19 protein-coding genes and 1 tRNA gene are annotated in these 18,947 nt (G+C 62.4%); 17 read left to right on the forward strand and 3 right to left on the reverse strand.

What is annotated here, in order from left to right:
- Nucleotides 1–4 precede the first annotated feature (4 nt).
- Nucleotides 5–1,087, forward strand: a complete 1,083-nt coding sequence (gene gspL, locus AC07VU_RS17500) for a type II secretion system protein GspL (RefSeq protein ID WP_495030189.1) — start codon at nucleotides 5–7, stop codon at nucleotides 1,085–1,087.
- A 3-nt stretch (nucleotides 1,088–1,090) separates the two neighbouring features.
- On the forward strand, nucleotides 1,091–1,561 hold the full coding sequence (gene gspM, locus AC07VU_RS17505; protein WP_495030190.1) for a type II secretion system protein GspM: 471 nt from the start codon (nucleotides 1,091–1,093) through the stop codon (nucleotides 1,559–1,561).
- A gap of 13 nt (nucleotides 1,562–1,574) precedes the next feature.
- Here gspM and AC07VU_RS17510 read toward each other — a convergent pair whose 3' ends face one another.
- On the reverse strand, nucleotides 1,575–2,291 hold the full coding sequence (locus tag AC07VU_RS17510; protein WP_495030191.1) for an MOSC domain-containing protein: 717 nt from the start codon (nucleotides 2,289–2,291) through the stop codon (nucleotides 1,575–1,577).
- A gap of 129 nt (nucleotides 2,292–2,420) precedes the next feature.
- Nucleotides 2,421–3,638 carry an MFS transporter gene (locus tag AC07VU_RS17515; protein WP_495030192.1) on the reverse strand — a complete coding sequence of 406 codons (1,218 nt, stop codon included), beginning with the start codon at nucleotides 3,636–3,638 and terminating at the stop codon, nucleotides 2,421–2,423.
- Nucleotides 3,639–3,985: 347 nt separating this feature from the next.
- Between AC07VU_RS17515 and AC07VU_RS17520 the strand changes: the two genes are divergently transcribed.
- Both AC07VU_RS17520 and AC07VU_RS17525 read left to right on the forward strand, forming a co-directional pair.
- A tRNA-Met gene (locus AC07VU_RS17520) sits at nucleotides 3,986–4,062 on the forward strand.
- Nucleotides 4,063–4,422: 360 nt separating this feature from the next.
- The gene (locus AC07VU_RS17525) at nucleotides 4,423–5,013 is read left to right on the forward strand and encodes an acyl-homoserine-lactone synthase (protein ID WP_007923204.1); all 591 of its coding nucleotides are present in this window, start codon (nucleotides 4,423–4,425) and stop codon (nucleotides 5,011–5,013) included.
- A 30-nt stretch (nucleotides 5,014–5,043) separates the two neighbouring features.
- Here the strand turns inward: AC07VU_RS17525 and AC07VU_RS17530 are convergent, their stop codons facing one another.
- Nucleotides 5,044–5,769, reverse strand: coding sequence for an autoinducer binding domain-containing protein (locus tag AC07VU_RS17530; RefSeq protein ID WP_037034074.1), 726 nt, complete (start codon nucleotides 5,767–5,769; stop codon nucleotides 5,044–5,046).
- A 429-nt stretch (nucleotides 5,770–6,198) separates the two neighbouring features.
- Here AC07VU_RS17530 and AC07VU_RS17535 point away from each other — a divergent pair, with 429 nt between their 5' ends.
- From AC07VU_RS17535 to AC07VU_RS17595, 13 genes are all read left to right on the forward strand, one after another.
- A complete protein-coding gene (locus tag AC07VU_RS17535; protein ID WP_101339097.1) occupies nucleotides 6,199–6,690 on the forward strand; it encodes a PhzA/PhzB family protein in 492 nt (163 codons plus the stop codon).
- A gap of 25 nt (nucleotides 6,691–6,715) precedes the next feature.
- A complete protein-coding gene (locus AC07VU_RS17540; protein ID WP_007923191.1) occupies nucleotides 6,716–7,207 on the forward strand; it encodes a PhzA/PhzB family protein in 492 nt (163 codons plus the stop codon).
- Between the two features lie 22 nt (nucleotides 7,208–7,229).
- On the forward strand, nucleotides 7,230–8,432 hold the full coding sequence (locus AC07VU_RS17545; protein ID WP_053262621.1) for a 3-deoxy-7-phosphoheptulonate synthase: 1,203 nt from the start codon (nucleotides 7,230–7,232) through the stop codon (nucleotides 8,430–8,432).
- A 15-nt stretch (nucleotides 8,433–8,447) separates the two neighbouring features.
- A complete protein-coding gene (locus tag AC07VU_RS17550) occupies nucleotides 8,448–9,071 on the forward strand; it encodes an isochorismatase family protein (RefSeq protein WP_277589595.1) in 624 nt (207 codons plus the stop codon).
- A gap of 20 nt (nucleotides 9,072–9,091) precedes the next feature.
- Nucleotides 9,092–10,981 (forward strand): anthranilate synthase family protein, encoded by a 1,890-nt coding sequence (locus tag AC07VU_RS17555; protein ID WP_422121757.1) that lies wholly within the window; start codon nucleotides 9,092–9,094, stop codon nucleotides 10,979–10,981.
- A 2-nt stretch (nucleotides 10,982–10,983) separates the two neighbouring features.
- Entirely contained in the window at nucleotides 10,984–11,820 is an 837-nt protein-coding gene (locus tag AC07VU_RS17560; protein WP_007923184.1) for a PhzF family phenazine biosynthesis protein, read from the forward strand.
- Entirely contained in the window at nucleotides 11,817–12,485 is a 669-nt protein-coding gene (gene phzG, locus AC07VU_RS17565) for a phenazine biosynthesis FMN-dependent oxidase PhzG (protein WP_495030193.1), read from the forward strand. The genes AC07VU_RS17560 and phzG overlap by 4 nt, the downstream gene beginning before the upstream one ends.
- A gap of 111 nt (nucleotides 12,486–12,596) precedes the next feature.
- Nucleotides 12,597–14,429, forward strand: a complete 1,833-nt coding sequence (gene asnB / locus AC07VU_RS17570) for an asparagine synthase (glutamine-hydrolyzing) (protein ID WP_495030194.1) — start codon at nucleotides 12,597–12,599, stop codon at nucleotides 14,427–14,429.
- 304 nt (nucleotides 14,430–14,733) lie between these two features.
- Complete coding sequence (ggt, locus tag AC07VU_RS17575) at nucleotides 14,734–16,572, forward strand: gamma-glutamyltransferase (RefSeq protein WP_495030195.1); 1,839 nt, start codon at nucleotides 14,734–14,736, stop codon at nucleotides 16,570–16,572.
- A 175-nt stretch (nucleotides 16,573–16,747) separates the two neighbouring features.
- Nucleotides 16,748–17,248 carry a GNAT family N-acetyltransferase gene (locus AC07VU_RS17580; protein WP_457274915.1) on the forward strand — a complete coding sequence of 167 codons (501 nt, stop codon included), beginning with the start codon at nucleotides 16,748–16,750 and terminating at the stop codon, nucleotides 17,246–17,248.
- A gap of 580 nt (nucleotides 17,249–17,828) precedes the next feature.
- Nucleotides 17,829–18,125, forward strand: coding sequence for a DUF3077 domain-containing protein (locus tag AC07VU_RS17585; RefSeq protein ID WP_007926256.1), 297 nt, complete (start codon nucleotides 17,829–17,831; stop codon nucleotides 18,123–18,125).
- A gap of 100 nt (nucleotides 18,126–18,225) precedes the next feature.
- Entirely contained in the window at nucleotides 18,226–18,528 is a 303-nt protein-coding gene (locus AC07VU_RS17590; protein WP_150052862.1) for a type II toxin-antitoxin system HigB family toxin, read from the forward strand.
- Nucleotides 18,529–18,533: 5 nt separating this feature from the next.
- Nucleotides 18,534–18,905: a helix-turn-helix domain-containing protein gene (locus AC07VU_RS17595; protein ID WP_274304617.1), complete on the forward strand. Its 372-nt coding sequence runs from the start codon at nucleotides 18,534–18,536 to the stop codon at nucleotides 18,903–18,905.
- Nucleotides 18,906–18,947 lie beyond the last annotated feature (42 nt).

Below are 18,947 nucleotides of genomic sequence, written 5' to 3' on the forward strand. Positions count from 1 at the left end.
CCCCATGCAAGCCTGGCTTTACCTCGCCACAGTGAATGCGGACGACGAGTCGCCCGTCACCTGGTGGCAAACCAACGGCGAGCCGGTGCACGGCACGCTGCAACAGGCGGCGGTGCTGGCCGGCCAGCGCCTGACCCTGCTGCTGCCGGCGGAAATCGCCAGCCATCACCGCTTCGACGTACCGCCGCGCAGCGGCCGCTGGTTGCAGCAAGCCATCCATTCGCTGCTGGAGGAACGGCTGCTGGACGACCCCGAGCAGTTGCACCTGGCCCGCGGGCCGTTGCAGGCGCGACGGCACTGCCGGCTGTTCGCCCTGCAACGGCAGTGGCTGGAGCAACTGCTGGAACGGCTGGCCAGTCATGGCCTGACGGCCGAGCGCATTCATGTCGATGCCGACTGCCTGCCGGACAGCCAGGCCCTGGCCCTGCGCTGCCACGACCGCTGGCTGATCGGCGGGGCCTGCCAGCAACGCCTGGCGCTCGACGACCAGGCCCTCGAAGAGCTGGCCCCGCTGCTGCCCGACAACCTGCAACGCAGCGAGGAAACGCCCTGGCCGCTGTTGGCCCGGGGCAGCGCGCAGGCCATCGATCTGCGCCAAGGGGCATTCGCCCCGCGCAGCCCGTCGCGCACGCCATGGCGGGCGCTGCTGGCAATCCTAGTCATCGCCTGCGGCGCTCAAGTGGCCCAGGACGTGGGTCATCGCTGGTTGCTGCAACACAAGGCCGCCGAGGTGACCGAGGCCAGCCTGGAACTCTGGCGCCAGCGCTTCCCCGACGAGCCCCGGGTGATCGACCTCGCCCGCCAGGTCCAGGCCCGTGCCCAGCAGGCCGGCCAGCCCCAGCAAAGCCTGGCGCGCCGGCTCGACAGCCTGGCCAGCCAATGGACCGGCAGCGATGGCGGCGATACGCGAATCCGCCGGCTGGACTACCAACAGGCGCAAGGCTGGACCCTGCAAGTCAACGCGCCGGATTTCTCCACCCTCGAACGCCTGCGCGAAGCCCTCGCGCAGCAGGGCGCGAATGTGCAGGCCGACTCGGCCGTGCTCGCTCCCGACGGGGTCAGCGCCCGCCTGAAAATCACGGACTAACCCATGCCCCCCCTTTTCAATCGTTACTCGAACCGCTGGCAACAGCTACCGGCCCGCGATCGCCTGGCCCTGAAGTTGCTCAGTCTGTTTCTGGCCGTGACGCTGTTCTGGACCCTGCTCTGGAGTCCTCAGCGCCAGGCCCTGCAAGAGGCTGAACAGCAGTTCCAGGAGGCCCTACAGTTGCAAACCGATCTGCTCAAGCTCCCTTCGTCCACCCAGGCCCGCGGCCCGCAGGCCAACGGTCGGACCCTGGCCGGCCTGATCACCGCCAGCACGGCCATGGCCAACCTGAGCATCGAACGCATGGACAGCGAAGAATCCGGACGCCTCAATCTCAACCTCGGCGGCGCGCTGCAAGACCTGCTGACCTGGCTGGACGACGTGGAAAACCAGGGCGTCAACCTGGTGTCGCTGCAGTTGGAGGTCGACCCTCAGGCCCTGGTCCAGGCGCGCCTGACCCTGGAGGCGAACTGATCGCGCCCGCCGCTCAGCGGGCCGACTCCTCATCGACCCGCGCAGTGCCCAGCAGGCGCGGGCCCCAATCCTCGACCGCCGCCTGCTCGACCCGACGCTCCAGGGTGCGGCGCCAGGAGGGCACCAGCGGCAGCTCCAGGCACAGACGAATCTCCTCCACTGCCACCTCGCGGGAAAACAGCACCGCGCTCAAGCGCGACAGCGGCCACTGCTCGAAGGGGCGCTCGACCTGCTGCAACACGTCCCCGGCACTCAGGCTGCCCGCCTCCAGCACCCGGTAATACCAGCCGGTGCGTCCACTCTGCTGGACCCGCAGCGACATGTCTTTCACGGCAAAGCGGTCATTGAGTTTCCAGCACGGCATTCGTCCCTGGGACACCTCCAGCAACACGCTGCCGACCCGGACCCGGTCGCCCAGGCAGACGTTCTGCTCGGTCCAGCCGTGGCTGCTGAAGTTCTCGCCAAAGGCGCCCGGCTGCTCCAGCAACGCGTGCGGCCCCAGCTCGGCGGCCCAGGCGGCGTAATGCTCGCGGGGATAGTGATGAATGGCTTTCTCGGTGCCGCCATGCACCCGCAGGTCGCCCTGCTCGTCCTCCAGCAGGCCCAGGGGACCGACCAGCAGGCTGCCGATGCGCGGGGTCTTGGCGATCGCGCTCATGGACCCCGGCCGGCTATAGGCCACGGCGCGGCCAGTCAACAGGGCATCGAGGGTTATACGCTCAGGGGTCATTACCTTACTCCATGGTTTCAGCGGCGAACTGTGTTCCCGGCAGATCAACTCACTGTCGGCAGCTGCCAGCGACTCTTCGGCCAGGCCCAAGATCGGCACATCCCCGGCCCTTTCGTTCAAGGCCTGCACTCAGGCTTTTCGGGTCCGCGGCAGGAAGATCGCCAGCAGGCCGAACAGCGGCAGGAACGAGCACAGGAAGTACACGTACTCGATGCCGTGGATGTCCGCCAGATGGCCCAGCAATGCCGCGCCGATCCCGCCGAACCCGAACATCAGGCCGAAGAACACCCCGGCGATCATGCCGACATTGCCCGGCACCAACTCCTGGGCGTAGACCACGATGGCCGAGAACGCCGACGCCAGGATGAAGCCGATCACCACGCTGAGCACGCTGGTCCAGAACAGGTCGACATGGGGCAGCAGCAGGGTGAACGGCGCCACGCCGAGGATCGAGAACCAGATCACCGCCTTGCGCCCGATCTTGTCGCCGATCGGCCCGCCGAAGAAGGTCCCGGCCGCCACCGCGCCGAGGAACAGGAACAGGTGCAGCTGCGAGCTGGCCACCGACAGGTCGAACTTCTCGATCAGGTAGAAGGTGAAGTAGCTGGTCAGGCTGGCCATGTAGAAATACTTGGAGAACACCAGCAGCCCCAGCACCACCAGGGCGCTGAGCACCCGCCCCCTGGACAGGCCGTGGGTCGCCGCCTGGCCCTGCTTGAGCTTGAACAGCTTGAGGTGGTTGGCGTACCAGCGGCTGATGGCGTAGAGCAGCGCCACGGCGAAGACCGCCAACAGGCCAAACCAGGCCACATTTCCCTGGCCGAAGGGAATGATGATGGCCGCCGCCAGCAGCGGGCCGAAGGCCGTGCCGGCATTGCCGCCGACCTGGAAGGTCGATTGCGCCAGGCCATAACGCCCGCCGGAGGCCAGCCGCGCCACCCGCGAGGCTTCCGGGTGGAAGGTCGAGGAGCCGACACCGATCAGCCCCGCCGCCAGCAGGATCAAGGCAAAGCTGCCGACCTGGGACATCATCAGAATGCCGATCAGGGTGCAGACCATGCCCACCGGCAACAGGTACGGCTTGGGGTGGCGGTCGGTGTAATAGCCGACCCACGGCTGCAGCAGTGAGGCCGTGAGCTGGAAGGTCAGGGTAATCAGGCCGACCTGGGTGAAGGTCAGGCCGTAGCTGGCCTTGAGCATCGGGTAGATCGCCGGCAGCACCGCCTGGATCAGGTCGTTGATCAAATGCGCCAGCGCCACCGCGCCAATGATGCGTAGCACCAGGGGGCTGCTTTGGGAAGGCGCGGGAGTCGCCACAGAGGCGGACTGAACATTGCTGATAGCCATGAGAGTTTCCGTACAGCAGATGGATGCGCAGTTGCAGGGGTGGCCAATGTGCCATTTTTCGGTGCACCGAGGCTATCCCCTTAGCTTGCTAACGACTTGAATATTTTTCTTGATGCGCGGCACGGCAAAACATCGAAGCCTGCGTTCAGCGGCACGGCCGACGCAAACCGGCCAATACGGTGTAGCGACTAAAACGCGGGCCAGGGTTCACGGCGCGTTGCGCGTGCAATCGCAGGATGCGCTGGCGGCTACAGGAGGGAATTGGATAAACGGTTGATAGCGTAGATAATTTTTTTATAAAAAGCGCTTGACGCCTTACCGTTCTACGCGAATAATGCGCGCCACTTGGCTACATAGCTCAGTTGGTTAGAGCATAGCATTCATAATGCTGGGGTCCGGGGTTCAAGTCCCTGTGTAGCCACCAAGTACCTCAACAAAGCCCGCCTTGTGCGGGCTTTGTTGTTTCTGGCTATCTCTCCACCTTCCCTCCATGTATCTCCTATCCTCGCCAAATAATTGAACTGAGGGGATGCAAGCCCAAAACGCCGCACCCCCTGCCCCATGAGCGCACCAGCCATTCTCTACGACTACCTGGACCAGACTGTCGCCTTCAATGCCGACGGCCGGATCAACACCACTGTTGTCGCCGTTCGCTTCGGCACAGTCCCCAGCGAATGGCTTCACCTCGATTCCACCGTTGCCCCTACCAGATCTTGCAGGTGCCAAGCCGGTACAAGTCCTCTATAAAACTGCACTCCCTTCATCCCTAAGGAAAACCTCAGTAATGCACATGGAAGAGCACACACTGAACGAAATGAGCGACGAGCTGAAACTCATGCTCGGCCGCTTTCGGCACGAACAATTCGTCGAGAAACTCGGATGGCGGCTGCCGGCCCATCCGAGCCAGGCAGGTTGCGAATGGGATCAATACGACACCGAGCACGCCCGCTACCTCCTGGCGTTCAATGAAGACCGCGCCATCGTTGGCTGCGCCCGCCTGATTCCCACCACGTTCCCCAACCTGCTTGAAGGGGTGTTCGGCCATACCTGCGCCGGGGCGCCGCCCAAGCATCCAGCCATCTGGGAAATGACTCGCTTCACCACCCGCGAACCGCAACTGGCGATGCCGTTGTTCTGGAGAAGCCTCAAGACGGCCAGCCTGGCGGGCGCAGATGCCATCGTCGGGATCGTCAACAGCACCATGGAGCGCTATTACAAAATCAACGGCGTCCACTACGAACGACTGGGCCCGGTCACGGTGCACCAGAATGAGAAAATCCTCGCCATCAAACTCTCGGCCCACCGCGAGCATCACCGCAGCGCAGTCGCACCGTCAGCCTTCATGTCCGACACATTATTGAGAGAGACCGCTTGATACAGGCCGAGTCGTCCTTCTTGAAGACCCTCAGATATAGCCCATCGCGACGGCGTAAGAGACTGCCTGCACGCGGTTACTGGCGCCGATTTTGCGCTGGATGTTGCGGTGGTGGTAATTCACCGTATCGGTGCACACCCCCATGATCACGCCGATTTCCTCCGAGGTCTTGCCGTCGGCCGTCCAGCGCAGCACATCACATTCCCTCCCGCTGAACTCCACATCCGTATTGAAGACACGCACGTCGCTCTCCAGCTCGGAAATCTTGTCGTGGACCGCTGCAGCAAACGCTTTGATCACCAGCTTCAACGCTTCGAACTCCTGAAGACTGATGGGATTATCCTTGCGCGCCAGGCTTAACATCCCAACCCTCCCCTGGGTGTTGAACGAGGGTTGTGCCAGGCCGTAGCGTAAATTCGAGTCGTTGGCTTCGGACCACAGATCCGGGCACCCCCGGAACAACTCATTGCTCCACAAAATGGGGGACGACGAGACTTTGCTGTGCTTCACCGTGGGATCGATCACCGCGTAGTTAGCCGCCTGATATCGCTGCACCCAGTCCTCGGGATAATTGCCATACATATAAGTCCTGGGCCGCATGAACGGAGTCACGCTGCACATGCCGTAGGCAAAAAAATCAAACCGTAGTTCGCGCAAGGCCCTCAACGCGACAGCTGTAAACTCCTGCATATCCATGGTTCGCGCAAAGATACTATAAAAGTACGTATCCCATCCCAACTGCTGCCCTAATTCCATTCTGAGCACCACCAAAGTTGAAAACAGGCCGTTAGCCTAGACCAACCTGACCCTCTGTCAACAAGCAAAACCACACAGTCATAGGCTGCTTCGCACTAGCACTAGATTTATTGCATCTAATACAACTAACCAAATAGAACATTGCATCCTGACGATGCTAGTAAGCCATTACCGCCTCTCAGCCGACGAATGAACCTGCCTCTTCATAATAATGCAACAGTTCATCCGGCGGACTGCAGCCTGCCCGTTCATGTCCTACATCACTACAAGATCTGGTAGTTCCACCCCCAAGAAATGCAGGTGTATAAACAACACCCGCTCGGCACGGCCACGAAGGAACAATAGTTAAAAACTGTAAACATTCACCCGCGCCAATTAACTAAATATTTACTTTCAAAAACACAACCCCAACTAAGGAGGATGCTGCCCATGCCTGCTTCGCTTTCCCCTAGCGGCTTTAATGATCACCTTGAACTTCGCCAAAAAAATCGCGCCACGGTCGAACAGTACATGCGCACTAACGGCAAAGATCGCCTGCGTCGTCATGAACTGTTCACTCAGGATGGCAGTGGCGGTTCCTGGAACACCGAAACCGGTGAACCCCTTGTGTTTAAAGGCCACACGAAGCTGGCTGCCCTCGGCGTATGGCTGGAGAAGTGCTTTCCGGACTGGCAATGGCACAACGTCCGTGTGTTTGAAACCGATAACCCCAACCACTTCTGGGTGGAAAGCGACGGTCGCGGCAAGACCCTGGTTCCCGGTTACCCCGAAGGTTATTGCGAAAATCATTACATCCATTCTTTCGAACTGGACGACGGCAAGATCACGCAGAACCGTGAATTCATGAACCCCTTCCAACAACTTCGCGCCTTGGGCATCCCCGTTCCAAAAATCAAGCGTGAAGGTATCCCCGCCTCATAACACCCTTATTCATTGGAGATTGAGCATGCCCAATAGCGCAGCGCAACAACTAACCGCTAGCGACATCACTGAACTTCGCCGCAAGAACCGCGCCACGGTCGAGCAATATATGCGCACCAAGGGCCAAGACCGCCTGCGCCGTCATGAACTATTTACCGAAGATGGTTCAGGCGGCTTATGGACCACCGATACCGGCGCGCCGATTGTAATCAGTGGCAAGGCCAAGTTGGCCGAACATGCTGTTTGGTCACTCAAGTGCTTCCCGGACTGGGAGTGGTACAACGTCAAAGTATTTGAAACCGATGACCCTAACCATATCTGGGTCGAGTGTGATGGCCACGGCAAGATCCTCTTTCCCGGTTATCCGGAAGGCTATTACGAGAACCACTTCCTGCACTCCTTCGAGCTGGAAGACGGCAAAGTAAAACGCAATCGCGAATTCATGAACGTCTTTCAACAACTGCGCGCCCTGGGTATTCCAGTGCCGCAAATCAAACGTGAAGGCATTCCAACTTAATCCTCGTGAGAGTGATCGCATCATGGAAGACTTACTGAAACGGGTTCTAAGTTGTGAAGCGTTCCAGCAGCCTCAATGGAGCGAACCATCACAATTGCATGACGCGCAGGCCTACCTCAGGGACAGCGCCTCATTGATTCGAGTGGAAGACATCCTGGTGCTGCGCGCCACCCTGGCGCGTGTAGCGGCCGGCGAAGCGATGGTCATCCAGTCCGGTGACTGCGCCGAGGACATGGATGAAAGCACTCCCGATCATGTGGCCCGCAAAGCAGCGGTGCTGGACATCCTGGCCGGAGCGTTCCGGCTCGTGACCCAGCAACCGGTGGTACGGGTGGGACGGATTGCCGGGCAGTTTGCCAAGCCCCGTTCCAATAACAACGAACGCATTGGCGATCTCGAGTTGCCGGTGTATCGCGGCGACATGGTCAACGGCCGCGAGGCCGTCTGCGGCCATCGCCAGCACGATGCGCAACGCCTGGTTCGAGGCTATGGCGCCGCACGGGACATCATGCAGCACCTGGGCTGGAAAGCGTCGGCAGGCCAGGAGCAACTCATAGGTTCACCGGCCTGGACCAGCCACGAAATGCTGGTACTCGACTACGAACTGCCACAACTGCGCCAGGACGAACAGGGCCGGGTATTTCTCGGTTCTACCCACTGGCCGTGGATCGGCGAGCGTACCCGTCAGTTAACGGGTGCTCACGTGGCGCTGCTCAGCGAAGTGCTCAATCCGGTGGCGTGCAAGGTCGGCCCGGACATTACCCGGGACCAGCTGCTGAGCCTGTGTGAGCGCCTGGACGCCAAGCGCGAACCCGGCCGGCTGACCCTGATTGCCCGCATGGGCGCCCAGAAGGTCGCCGAGCGCCTGCCTCCGCTGGTCGAAGCGGTGCGCCAGGCCGGCCACAAGATCATCTGGCTGAGCGACCCGATGCACGGCAACACCATCGTCGCGCCCTGCGGCAACAAGACCCGCATGGTGCAGGCCATCACCGAGGAAATCGCCGCCTTCAAGCATGCCGTGACCTCTGCCGGTGGCGTGGCCGCCGGCCTGCACCTGGAAACCACCCCTGACGACGTCAGCGAGTGCGCTTCCGATGCCGCCGGCCTGCATCAGGTCGCCAGCCGCTACAAAAGCCTGTGCGACCCGCGCCTGAACCCCTGGCAAGCCATTACTGCGGTGATGGCCTGGAAAAACCAGCCCTCCTCAACCCTTGCCTCCTTTTGACTGGAGTTTGTCGTCATGACCGGCATTCCATCGATCGTCCCTTACGCCTTGCCTACCAACCGCGACCTGCCCGTCAACCTCGCGCAATGGAGCATCGACCCCGAGCGTGCCGTGCTGTTGGTGCATGACATGCAACGCTACTTCCTGCGGCCCTTGCCCGACACCCTGCGTGACGAAGTCGTGAGCAATGCCGCGCGCATTCGCCAGTGGGCCGCCGACAACGGCGTTCCGGTGGCCTACACCGCCCAGCCCGGCAGCATGAGCGAGGAGCAACGCGGGCTGCTCAAAGACTTCTGGGGCCCGGGCATGAAGGCCAGCCCCACCGACCGCGAGGTGGTCGGCGCCCTGGCGCCCAAGCCCGGCGACTGGTTGCTGACCAAGTGGCGCTATAGTGCGTTCTTCAACTCCGACCTGCTGGAACGCATGCGCGCCAACGAGCGCGATCAGTTGATCCTGTGCGGGGTGTACGCCCATGTCGGGGTACTGATTTCCACCGTGGATGCCTACTCCAACGATATCCAGCCGTTCCTCGTTGCCGACGCGATCGCCGACTTCAGCAAGGAGCACCACTGGATGGCCATCGAATACGCCGCCAGCCGTTGCGCCATGGTCATCACCACCGACGAGGTGGTGCTATGAGCCAGACCGCAGCCCACCTCATGGAACGCATCCTGCAACCGGCTCCCGAGCCGTTTGCCCTGTTGTACCGCCCGGAATCCAGCGGCCCCGGCCTGCTGGACGTGCTGATCGGCGAAATGTCGGAACCGCAGGTCCTGGCCGATATCGACTTGCCTGCCACCTCGATCGGCGCGCCTCGCCTGGATGTACTGGCGCTGATTCCCTACCGGCAGATCGCCGAGCGCGGTTTCGAGGCGGTGGACGATCAGTCGCCGCTGCTGGCGATGAACATCACCGAGCAGCAATCCATCAGCATCGAACGCTTGCTGGGGTTGCTGCCCAACGTGCCGATCCAGTTGAACAGCGAACGCTTCGACCTCAGCGACGCGAGCTACGCCGAGATCGTCAGCCAGGTGATCGCCAACGAAATCGGCTCCGGGGAAGGCGCCAACTTCGTCATCAAGCGCACCTTCCTGGCCGAGATCAGCGAGTACGGCCCGGCCAGTGCGCTGTCGTTCTTTCGCCATCTGCTGGAACGGGAGAAAGGCGCCTACTGGACGTTCATCATCCACACCGGCAGCCGTACCTTCGTGGGGGCCTCCCCCGAGCGCCACATCAGCATCAAGGATGGGCTCGCGGTGATGAACCCCATCAGCGGCACTTACCGCTATCCGCCCGCTGGCCCCAACCTGACGGAAGTCATGGACTTCCTGGCGGATCGCAAAGAGGCCGACGAGCTCTACATGGTGGTGGATGAAGAGCTGAAAATGATGGCGCGCATCTGTGACGACGGCGGCCACGTCCTCGGTCCTTACCTCAAGGAAATGGCGCACCTGGCCCACACCGAGTACTTCATCGAAGGCAAGACCCATCGCGATGTACGGGAAATCCTGCGCGAAACCCTGTTTGCCCCGACCGTCACCGGCAGCCCGCTGGAAAGCGCCTGCCGGGTCATCCAGCGCTATGAGCCGCAAGGCCGCGCGTACTACAGCGGCATGGCTGCGCTGATCGGCAGCGATGGCAAGGGCGGGCGTTCCCTGGACTCGGCGATCCTGATTCGCACCGCCGACATCGATAACAGCGGCGAGGTGCGGATCAGCGTGGGCTCGACCATCGTGCGCCATTCCGACCCGATGACCGAGGCTGCCGAAAGCCGGGCCAAGGCCACCGGCCTGATCAGCGCACTGAAAAACCAGGCGCCCTCGCGCTTCGGCAATCACCTGCAAGTGCGCGCCGCATTGGCCAGCCGCAATGCCTACGTCTCGGACTTCTGGCTGATGGACAGCCAGCAGCGGGAGCAGCTCCAGGCCGACTTCAGTGGGCGCCAGGTGCTGATCGTCGACGCCGAAGACACCTTCACCTCGATGATCGCCAAGCAACTGCGGGCCCTGGGCCTGGTGGTGACGGTGTGCAGCTTCAGCGACGAATACAGCTTTGACGGCTACGACCTGGTCATCATGGGCCCCGGCCCCGGCAACCCGAGCGAAGTCCAACAGCCGAAAATCAACCACCTGCACGTGGCCATCCGCTCCTTGCTCAGCCAGCAGCGGCCGTTCCTTGCGGTGTGCCTGAGCCATCAGGTGCTGAGCTTGTGCCTGGGCCTGGAACTGCAGCGCAAGGCCATTCCCAACCAGGGTGTGCAAAAACAGATCGACCTGTTTGGCAACGCCGAACGGGTGGGTTTCTACAACACCTTCGCTGCCCAGAGTTCGAGTGACCGCCTGGACATCGACGGCATCGGCACCGTCGAAATCAGCCGCGACAGCGAGACCGGCGAGGTGCATGCCCTGCGTGGGCCGTCGTTCGCCTCCATGCAGTTTCATGCCGAGTCGCTGTTGACCCAGGAAGGCCCGCGCATCATCGCCGACCTGCTGCGGCACGCCCTCATCCACACACCTGTCGAGAGCAACGCTTCGGCCGCCGGGAGATAACCATGCACCATTACGTCATCATCGACGCCTTTGCCAGCGCCCCGCTGGAAGGCAATCCGGTCGCGGTGTTCTTTGACGCCGATGACTTGTCGGCCGAGCAAATGCAACGCATCGCCCGAGAGATGAACCTGTCGGAAACCACCTTCGTGCTCAAGCCACGCAACTGTGGCGATGCGCTGATCCGGATCTTCACCCCGGTCAACGAACTGCCCTTCGCCGGGCACCCGTTGCTGGGCACGGCCATTGCCCTGGGTGCGCACACCGACAATCACCGGCTGTTCCTGGAAACCCAGATGGGCACCATCGCCTTTGACCTGGAGCGCCAGAACGGCAACGTCGTCGCCGCCAGCATGGACCAGCCGATACCGACCTGGACGGCCCTGGGGCGCGACGCCGAATTGCTCAAGGCCCTGGGCATCAGCGACTCGACCTTTCCCATCGAGATCTATCACAACGGCCCGCGTCATGTGTTTGTCGGCCTGCCGAGCATCGCCGCGTTGTCCGCCCTGCACCCCGACCACCGAGCCCTGTCCAGCTTCCACGACATGGCCATCAACTGTTTTGCCGGTGCGGGACGGCGTTGGCGCAGCCGGATGTTCTCACCGGCCTATGGGGTGGTCGAGGATGCGGCCACGGGCTCCGCTGCCGGGCCCTTGGCGATTCATCTGGCGCGTCATGGCCAGATCGAGTTCGGCCAGCAGATCGAGATTCTTCAGGGCGTGGAAATCGGCCGCCCTTCACTCATGTTCGCCAGGACCGAGGGCCGCGCCGACCAACTGACGCGGGTCGAAGTATCAGGCAATGGCGTCACCTTCGGACGGGGGACCATCGTTCTATGAACAGTTCAGTACTAGGCCAGCCGCTGCTGGGTAAAGGCATGTCGGAATCCCTGACCGGCACACTGGATGCGCCGTTTCCCGAGTACCAGACGCTGCCTGTCGATCCCATGAGCGTGCTGCACAACTGGCTCGAACGCGCACGCCGCGTGGGCATCCGCGAACCCCGTGCGCTGGCGCTGGCCACGGCGGACAGCCAGGGCCGGCCTTCGACGCGCATCGTGGTGATCAGCGAGATCAATGACACCGGGGTGCTGTTCAGCACCCATGCCGGAAGCCAGAAAGGCCGCGAACTGACAGAGAACCCCTGGGCCTCGGGTGTGCTGTATTGGCGCGAAACCAGCCAGCAGATCATCCTCAATGGCCAGGCCGTGCGCATGCCGGATGCCAAGGCTGACGAGGCGTGGCTGAAGCGCCCTTATGCCACGCATCCGATGTCATCGGTGTCTCGCCAGAGTGAAGAACTCAAGGATGTTCAAGCCATGCGCAGCGCCGCCAGGGAACTGGCCGACGTGCAAGGTCCGCTGCCGCGTCCCGAGGGTTATTGCGTGTTTGAGTTGCGGCTTGAGTCGTTGGAGTTCTGGGGTAACGGCCAGGAACGCCTGCATGAGCGCCTGCGCTATGACCGCAGCGATACGGGCTGGAAGGTGCGGCGTTTGCAACCCTGAATAACGCAGGTATTTGCACGAGACCCGCCTCGTTGACGAGTCAGCCAAGGTGGCATGACTCGCTCAAGACAGAGCTGGCGCGGTTCAATGATTAATGACAGGAGTTACTAAATGTGTGGTCTCACAGGATGGGTAGACTATACGCGCAGGCTCGAAGGGGAAGACCCTGCGATTCGCGCCATGACCAATACGCTCGCACTGCGCGGGCCTGATGCCGAAGGCATATGGAAACATCGACATGCTCTGCTGGGGCATCGGCGGCTGGCGGTCATCGACCTGAGCGGCGGTACCCAGCCAATGGTCTATCGCTTTGCGGACGGCCAGGAGGTCTCGCTGGTCTACACAGGGGAGGTCTACAACCACGATGCGTTGCGCGACCAGCTACGACAGGCGGGGCATGAATTTCAGACCCGCAGCGATACCGAGGTCGTGCTGCATGCCTACCTGGAATGGGGCGAGCGTTGCTGCGATCACCTGACAGGCATGTTCGCCTTCGCCCTGTTCGACGGACGCGACGGCCACCTGCTGTTGGTACGCGATCGCCTGGGGATCAAGCCGCTGTTCTATGCCCGGCATCGCGAAGGGCTGCTCTTCGGCTCGGAGATCAAGGCCATCCTGGCTCACCCGGAGTTCACCACGGGGCTGGAGGTGACGGGGCTGGTCGACGTGCTCACGCTGTCGAAGGGAACCGCCCAGACGCCTTTCCGGAACCTGATGGAGCTGCTTCCCGGCCACTTCCTGTCCTGGCGCCCCAATGGGCAGATGAAGATCCAGTGCTACTGGAAGGTACGCCGTCAGGAGCACCAGGACGACCTGCAGACGACCGTGCAACAGACCCGCGAGTTGGTCACCCACGCGCTGGGTTCGCAGTTGTATGCCGACGTTCCCGTGTGCTCGCTGCTGTCCGGCGGGCTTGACTCCACCACCCTCACGGCCATCGCGCAACGTATCGTCAAGGCGAAGACCGGCGGGGATATCAATTCCTTTTCGGTGGACTTCACTGGCCAGTCCGCGCAGTTCAAGAGCGACGACCTGCGTCCCGACCAGGACCAGCCCTTTGCCCTGTTGGCCGCGGAGTTCATCGGTAGCCGGCACCAGACCGTCCTCATCGACAACGAGGAGCTGATCTCCGACCTGGCGCGCGAGGAGGTGTTCCGCGCCAAGGACGTACCGTTCACCTTCGGCGACATGGATACCTCGTTGAACCTGTTGTTCAGGGAAATTCGCAAGCACTCCACGGTGGCCATCTCCGGGGAGGGTGCCGATGAAGTCTTCGGTGGCTATGGCTGGTTCCGTGATCCTCAGGTCATCGCCTCCGCGTCCTTTCCATGGGCGTCGCGGGTGAAGTTGCCGGCCGCTTTTATCAATGCCGACTTCAACCGCCAATGCGATCTCGCCCAGTACCAACAGGCGAGCTACGACGATGCGCTGCACCAGGTCGAACACCTGGCGCAAGACAGCCCGCACGAACGCCGGATGCGCGAGCTTTGCCACATGCACCTGAAACGCTGGATGGTGATGCTGCTGGATCGCAAGGACCGCCTGAGCATGTGCAACAGCCTCGAGGTACGTGTGCCGTTCACCGATCACCAATTGGTCGAGTACATCTATAACGTGCCTTGGTCGATCAAGAGCAAGGATGGCGAGGAAAAGTGGCTGCTCAAGCAGGCCTGTGCCGACTTCGTACCGGAGGCGGTGCTCAAACGCCGCAAGAGTCCCTATCCGACCTCAGCCGACCTGGGCTACGAACGCTTCCTGCGTCAGAGTGCCCGGCAGCTTCTGCAGGACACGGGGAACCCGGTGTTCGGCATCGTATCCCACGCCTATATGGCCGAGGAACTGCGCCAGCCCGAGGGCCACTTCAATACGCAAATGAGCCGGCACAGCCTGGAAACAGCGCTGGCGCTGGATGCCTGGCTACGTTTGCACGGGATCTCGGTCTGATACGAGCCTGAGGCAGCCACAGGCAGGCCCGCCGGCCTGTGGCTGCCATTGCCGGCACGGTGTTTCTACCTTGATTCAAGGCGCCCCGCGCCCCGCGCCTTCAATGCCAAAGCCCAAGCCCCCAGAAATCCCAGCGGCGCCACCGGCCGCCTCCAGGCCAGCGTCCGGCATCGGGCCTTGCCCGCAAGTACCGGCAATCCCGGCACCGTAGCGCCCAGCGAAAGGGTCAGCATGGGCCCGCTCACTGTTGTACATTCCTCCCCACGGACGACACATCATTTACCCAGTGAACGGAGTTCAACGCGTGTTCTCGACCCTCAATCCGCGTCACCGCCGGCTTGCCAGTTTCTCGTTGCTAGCCGTCGCCTTAAGCCTCGCCGCCTGCAACGCTTCCGCCCCTTCCCACACCGCCTTGCCCCCCGCCCCGGAAATCGCTTCGGGTTATCGCACCGACCTGCAAGTGCAGCACGCCGACCGGCATATGGCGGCCGCGGCCAACCCGTTGGCGGCCGAAGCCGGGCGCGAAATGTTGCGCAAGGGCGGTTCGGCCATCGATGCGGCGATTGCCATGCAAGCGGTATTGACCCTGGTGGAGCCGCAGTCGTCGGGTATCGGCGGCGGGGCCTTGATCGTGCTCTGGGACGGCAAGGCGGTGCGCACGTACGACGGTCGCGAAACCGCGCCGGCCGGGGCCACCGAGAAGCTGTTCCTGCAAGCCGACGGCAAGCCCATGCCGTTCCCGCAGGCACAGATCGGCGGACGTTCGGTGGGTACGCCCGGCGTGCTGCGCGCCCTGGAACTGGCCCATGAAAAACACGGCCGCCTGCCGTGGGCGCAGCTGTTCGAACCGGCGATTCGCCTGGCGGACCAGGGTTTCCCGATCTCCCCGCGCCTGCACAGCATGATCGTCGCCGATCCGTACCTGGCGAAATCGCCGGACATGGCCGCCTACTTCCTGAAGGCCGATGGCACGCCGAAAGCCGTCGGCACCCTGCTGAAAAACCCGCAGCTGGCCGCCGTGCTCGAACGCATCGCCAAAGAGGGTCCGAACGCTCTGTACCAAGGGCCGGTCGCCCGGGAAATCGTCGCCAAGGTGCAGGGCCATACCAACCCGGGAAGCCTGTCGCTCAACGACCTGCAAGGCTACCGCGCCAAGGAGCGCGAACCGCTGTGCACCGACTACAAGCGCTGGCAGGTCTGCGGCATGCCGCCGCCTTCGTCGGGCGGTATCGCCCTGGCGCAGATCCTCGGCACCCTGCAGGCGCTGGAAGCCCGCGATCCGCGTTATGCGCTGCCACCGTTGAAACCGGCCAAGACCCATCTGCCGGCCGGCCTCGAACCGGCGCCTGAAGCGGTGCACCTGATCGCCGAAGCCGAACGCCTGGCCTACGCCGACCGCGCTTTGTACGTGGCGGATTCGGACTTCGCCCCGGTACCGATCGCCGGCCTGGTCGCTCCGCGATACCTGGCGCAGCGCGCCGCCTTGATCGGCGAGCGCAGCATGGCCAAGGCCGAGCCCGGCAAGCCCCAGGGCATCCAGGTGGCCTACGCCCCGGACCGCTCGCCGATGCGCATCTCCACCTCGCAAGTGGTGGCGGTGGATGACCAGGGCGGCGCGGTGTCCATGACCACCACCGTGGAGGCGGCCTTCGGCTCGCACCTGATGGTCCAGGGCTTCATGCTCAACAACCAGATGACCGACTTCTCCTTCATCCCCGAAGAGAACGGCCAGCCGGTGGCCAACCGCGTGCAGCCGGGCAAGCGCCCACGCTCGTCCATGGCGCCGACCCTGGTCTTCGACCGCGACAGCGGTGAACTGCTGGCCACCGTCGGCTCGCCGGGCGGCTCGCAGATCATCGAGTACGTGGCCAAGTCGGTGATCGGCATGCTCGACTGGAACCTCGACCCGCAAGCCGCCATCAGCCTGCCCAACTTCGGCAGCCGCAACGGCCCGACCGAACTGGAACAAGGCCAGTTCACACCTGGGTTGAAAGCGGCGCTGAAAGCCAAGGGACATGAGCTGACCGACATCGACATGACCAGCGGCACCCAGGCGATCGTGCGGGTGCGCGATGCCCAGGGTAAAACCTCATGGGCCGGTGGCGCCGATCCACGGCGTGAAGGGGCAGCGTTGGGGGATTGAGGCCAACGCAGGAAAACCCAAAGGGCTTGCCGCGAGGTGGGCCCTTTTTATTTTTCACGCCGCGCAAGCGCAGGCATGGGGGGTGAATGCTGTATGCCGATTTTTCCTGCGTTCTGTGTCTGACGCCGTCTTTCGATCGCTCCTAGCATCAGGTTTTTTGGCCGAGGTGCAGGCGATGAACCCGATTCCCGGTGGTATCGATTTTTCAGGCTTGGTCGTGCGCCGGCTGGTGGCCGACGACCTCGAACTGGTCTGCCGGCACCGCGAGGCGATGTTCCTCGAAGCCGGAGGCGAACCCGCGGCCCTGCAAGTGATGAGCGAACACTTCCGCCCATGGCTGCGCGAGTGTTTGCCCGATGGCCGCTATTACGGCTTTGCCCTGCTGGACGGCCAGCAACCGGTGGCGGCCATTGGCTTGATGAGCATCGACTGGCCGCCCCACCCGGCCCATCCGACCCAGGACCAGCGCGGTTATGTGCTCAACCTGTACGTCGAACCCGCCTACCGGCGCCGAGGGCTGGCCTCGGCGCTGATGAAGCTGGCGGAAGCCGAATTCATCCAGCGCGGGCTGAGCTTCGCCGTGCTGCATGCCACCGAAGTGGGCAAGCCGGTGTATGCCGGATTGGGCTGGGCGGCCACCGCGGAAATGGCCAAGGTGCTGAACACAGGCCTGTAGCCGCTGCCGAGCCCGCGAGGCTGCGAACGACCCCGCAGGGGGCGCAGGAATCGTGAGACCGCTGGAGGACCTTCGGTCCTATCGCAGCCTTCGGCAGCGGCTACCCAAAAGGCCTAACGCCCCAGTCGAAGGCCCATTGGCCCCTGTAGCCGCTGCCGAAGGCTGCGATCGACCGGAACGGGCGCAGCGATCTTACTGGCGCCGAAGGCCCTTCGGGCCTTATCGCAGCCTTCGGCAGCGGCTACAGAATCCTTTAGGGCTTCAAGAAATGCGCATATCCCACAGTCACAGAATGTCGCAGTAACAGCGTTGCGACTCCATCTCTTCCACCCTATGGTTCGACCATCGCTGCAAAACCAGCGAACAGGCTTGGCGGCCTGATAGAATCGATGCGCACAAGCGCCCCCACCTTTGCAGGCGCTTTTTTTGCGCCCGCATACCTGCGTTATGACGGGTTGCGTGGGAGAACCTTCGGGTTCGCCGGTTGCCTTGATTCCCGGTCCGCCAATCCTGCGTAACCTGTCACCCTGATCTGTTTGGCGGCAGACGGTGATGATTCTTCGAATCAAGGAGGTTCACCATGAAACACACCCTCAATCCATCCCCTTCCTCCCTGCACACCCTCGGCGAAATAACCTTTGCCAATTGTGGCGAAGGCCAACGCCCGCTGCTGCGGGTCAACGCCGACGTGCCCCTGGCCGATGCCCTGGAACACGCCTCGTTGCTGCTACATCTGGCAAAACAGTTGACCCTGGATGCGGCCATGGAACCGCAGGCGGACCGCTATGCTTGGGCGGCACATTACCTGGGTGAGATGGGTAAAGCGGTGATGGATGATGTGCACACCGCGATGACAGCAGGCGCTGATCGACACTGAGCAACACCTCTGGGACGGGTAGCCTCGGTGGCTATCCGTCCATCGCCTTCCTCTCTCATCCCATTGCTTAAGTCCCATGACGGGACTAGGATTTCGAGCCATGAGGATTATCGCCGTCAGTCATTTGAAGACGTTCTGGGAACAGCACCCGGATGTCGAACAACCGCTTCTGGCCTGGATCGATGAAGCGCGCAATGCCAACTGGTCCACCCCGGCGCAGATCAAGGAGCAGTTTTGCAGCGCCAGCATTCTTAAAAGCCGTCGTGTGGTGTTCAACATCAAAGGCAATGACTACCGCTTGGTAGTTGCCGTGGCTTACCGCTTTGGCGCCCTCTACATCAAGTTCGTTGGCACTCACCAGCAGTACGATGCCATCGACGCCGACCGCGTTGAAATGGAGTAACGACCATGCAGATTCGCCCCATTCACACCGATCAGGATTACCGCGCGGCACTCAAGCAGGTGTCGGCGCTGTTCGATAACGAGCCCGAACCCGGCACCGCAGAAGGCGACTACTTCGACGTGATGATCACCCTGATCGAAGCCTATGAAGCCAAGCACTTCCCCATCGACCTGCCCAACCCGATCGATGCCATCAAGTTCCGCATGGAGCAATCGGGCCTGTCGGCCGCCGACCTGGCACCGGCCATCGGCCGAACCAACCGGGTCTACGAAGTGCTCAACGGCAAACGCGCCCTAACCCTGCCAATGATCTGGAAACTGCACCAACTGTTCGGCATCCCCGCCGCGAGCCTGATCAAGCCGGTGAAATCGGTCTGAGCGGTTCTATCCTCGATCAGGCTCCAATGACTCAGGCTCCAG

The sequence above is a fragment of the Pseudomonas sp. GW821-FHT02B10 genome, from assembly GCF_059421865.1.

Bases quoted from the DNA above. Each gene is read 5' to 3' on its own strand.
- AC07VU_RS17555 (WP_422121757.1), top strand. From the start codon at position 9,092: ATGGAACGCATCCTGCAACCGGCTCCCGAGCCGTTTGCCCTGTTGTAC.
- AC07VU_RS17590 (WP_150052862.1), top strand. From the start codon at position 18,226: ATGAGGATTATCGCCGTCAGTCATTTGAAGACGTTCTGGGAACAGCAC.
- AC07VU_RS17550 (WP_277589595.1), top strand. From the start codon at position 8,448: ATGACCGGCATTCCATCGATCGTCCCTTACGCCTTGCCTACCAACCGC.
- AC07VU_RS17535 (WP_101339097.1), top strand. From the start codon at position 6,199: ATGCCTGCTTCGCTTTCCCCTAGCGGCTTTAATGATCACCTTGAACTT.
- gspL (WP_495030189.1), top strand. From the start codon at position 5: ATGCAAGCCTGGCTTTACCTCGCCACAGTGAATGCGGACGACGAGTCG.
- AC07VU_RS17585 (WP_007926256.1), top strand. From the start codon at position 17,829: ATGAAACACACCCTCAATCCATCCCCTTCCTCCCTGCACACCCTCGGC.
- AC07VU_RS17540 (WP_007923191.1), top strand. From the start codon at position 6,716: ATGCCCAATAGCGCAGCGCAACAACTAACCGCTAGCGACATCACTGAA.
- AC07VU_RS17580 (WP_457274915.1), top strand. From the start codon at position 16,748: ATGAACCCGATTCCCGGTGGTATCGATTTTTCAGGCTTGGTCGTGCGC.
- AC07VU_RS17510 (WP_495030191.1), bottom strand. From the start codon at position 2,291: ATGACCCCTGAGCGTATAACCCTCGATGCCCTGTTGACTGGCCGCGCC.
- AC07VU_RS17515 (WP_495030192.1), bottom strand. From the start codon at position 3,638: ATGGCTATCAGCAATGTTCAGTCCGCCTCTGTGGCGACTCCCGCGCCT.
- AC07VU_RS17560 (WP_007923184.1), top strand. From the start codon at position 10,984: ATGCACCATTACGTCATCATCGACGCCTTTGCCAGCGCCCCGCTGGAA.
- phzG (WP_495030193.1), top strand. From the start codon at position 11,817: ATGAACAGTTCAGTACTAGGCCAGCCGCTGCTGGGTAAAGGCATGTCG.
- asnB (WP_495030194.1), top strand. From the start codon at position 12,597: ATGTGTGGTCTCACAGGATGGGTAGACTATACGCGCAGGCTCGAAGGG.
- AC07VU_RS17530 (WP_037034074.1), bottom strand. From the start codon at position 5,769: ATGGAATTAGGGCAGCAGTTGGGATGGGATACGTACTTTTATAGTATC.
- AC07VU_RS17545 (WP_053262621.1), top strand. From the start codon at position 7,230: ATGGAAGACTTACTGAAACGGGTTCTAAGTTGTGAAGCGTTCCAGCAG.
- AC07VU_RS17525 (WP_007923204.1), top strand. From the start codon at position 4,423: ATGCACATGGAAGAGCACACACTGAACGAAATGAGCGACGAGCTGAAA.
- gspM (WP_495030190.1), top strand. From the start codon at position 1,091: ATGCCCCCCCTTTTCAATCGTTACTCGAACCGCTGGCAACAGCTACCG.
- AC07VU_RS17595 (WP_274304617.1), top strand. From the start codon at position 18,534: ATGCAGATTCGCCCCATTCACACCGATCAGGATTACCGCGCGGCACTC.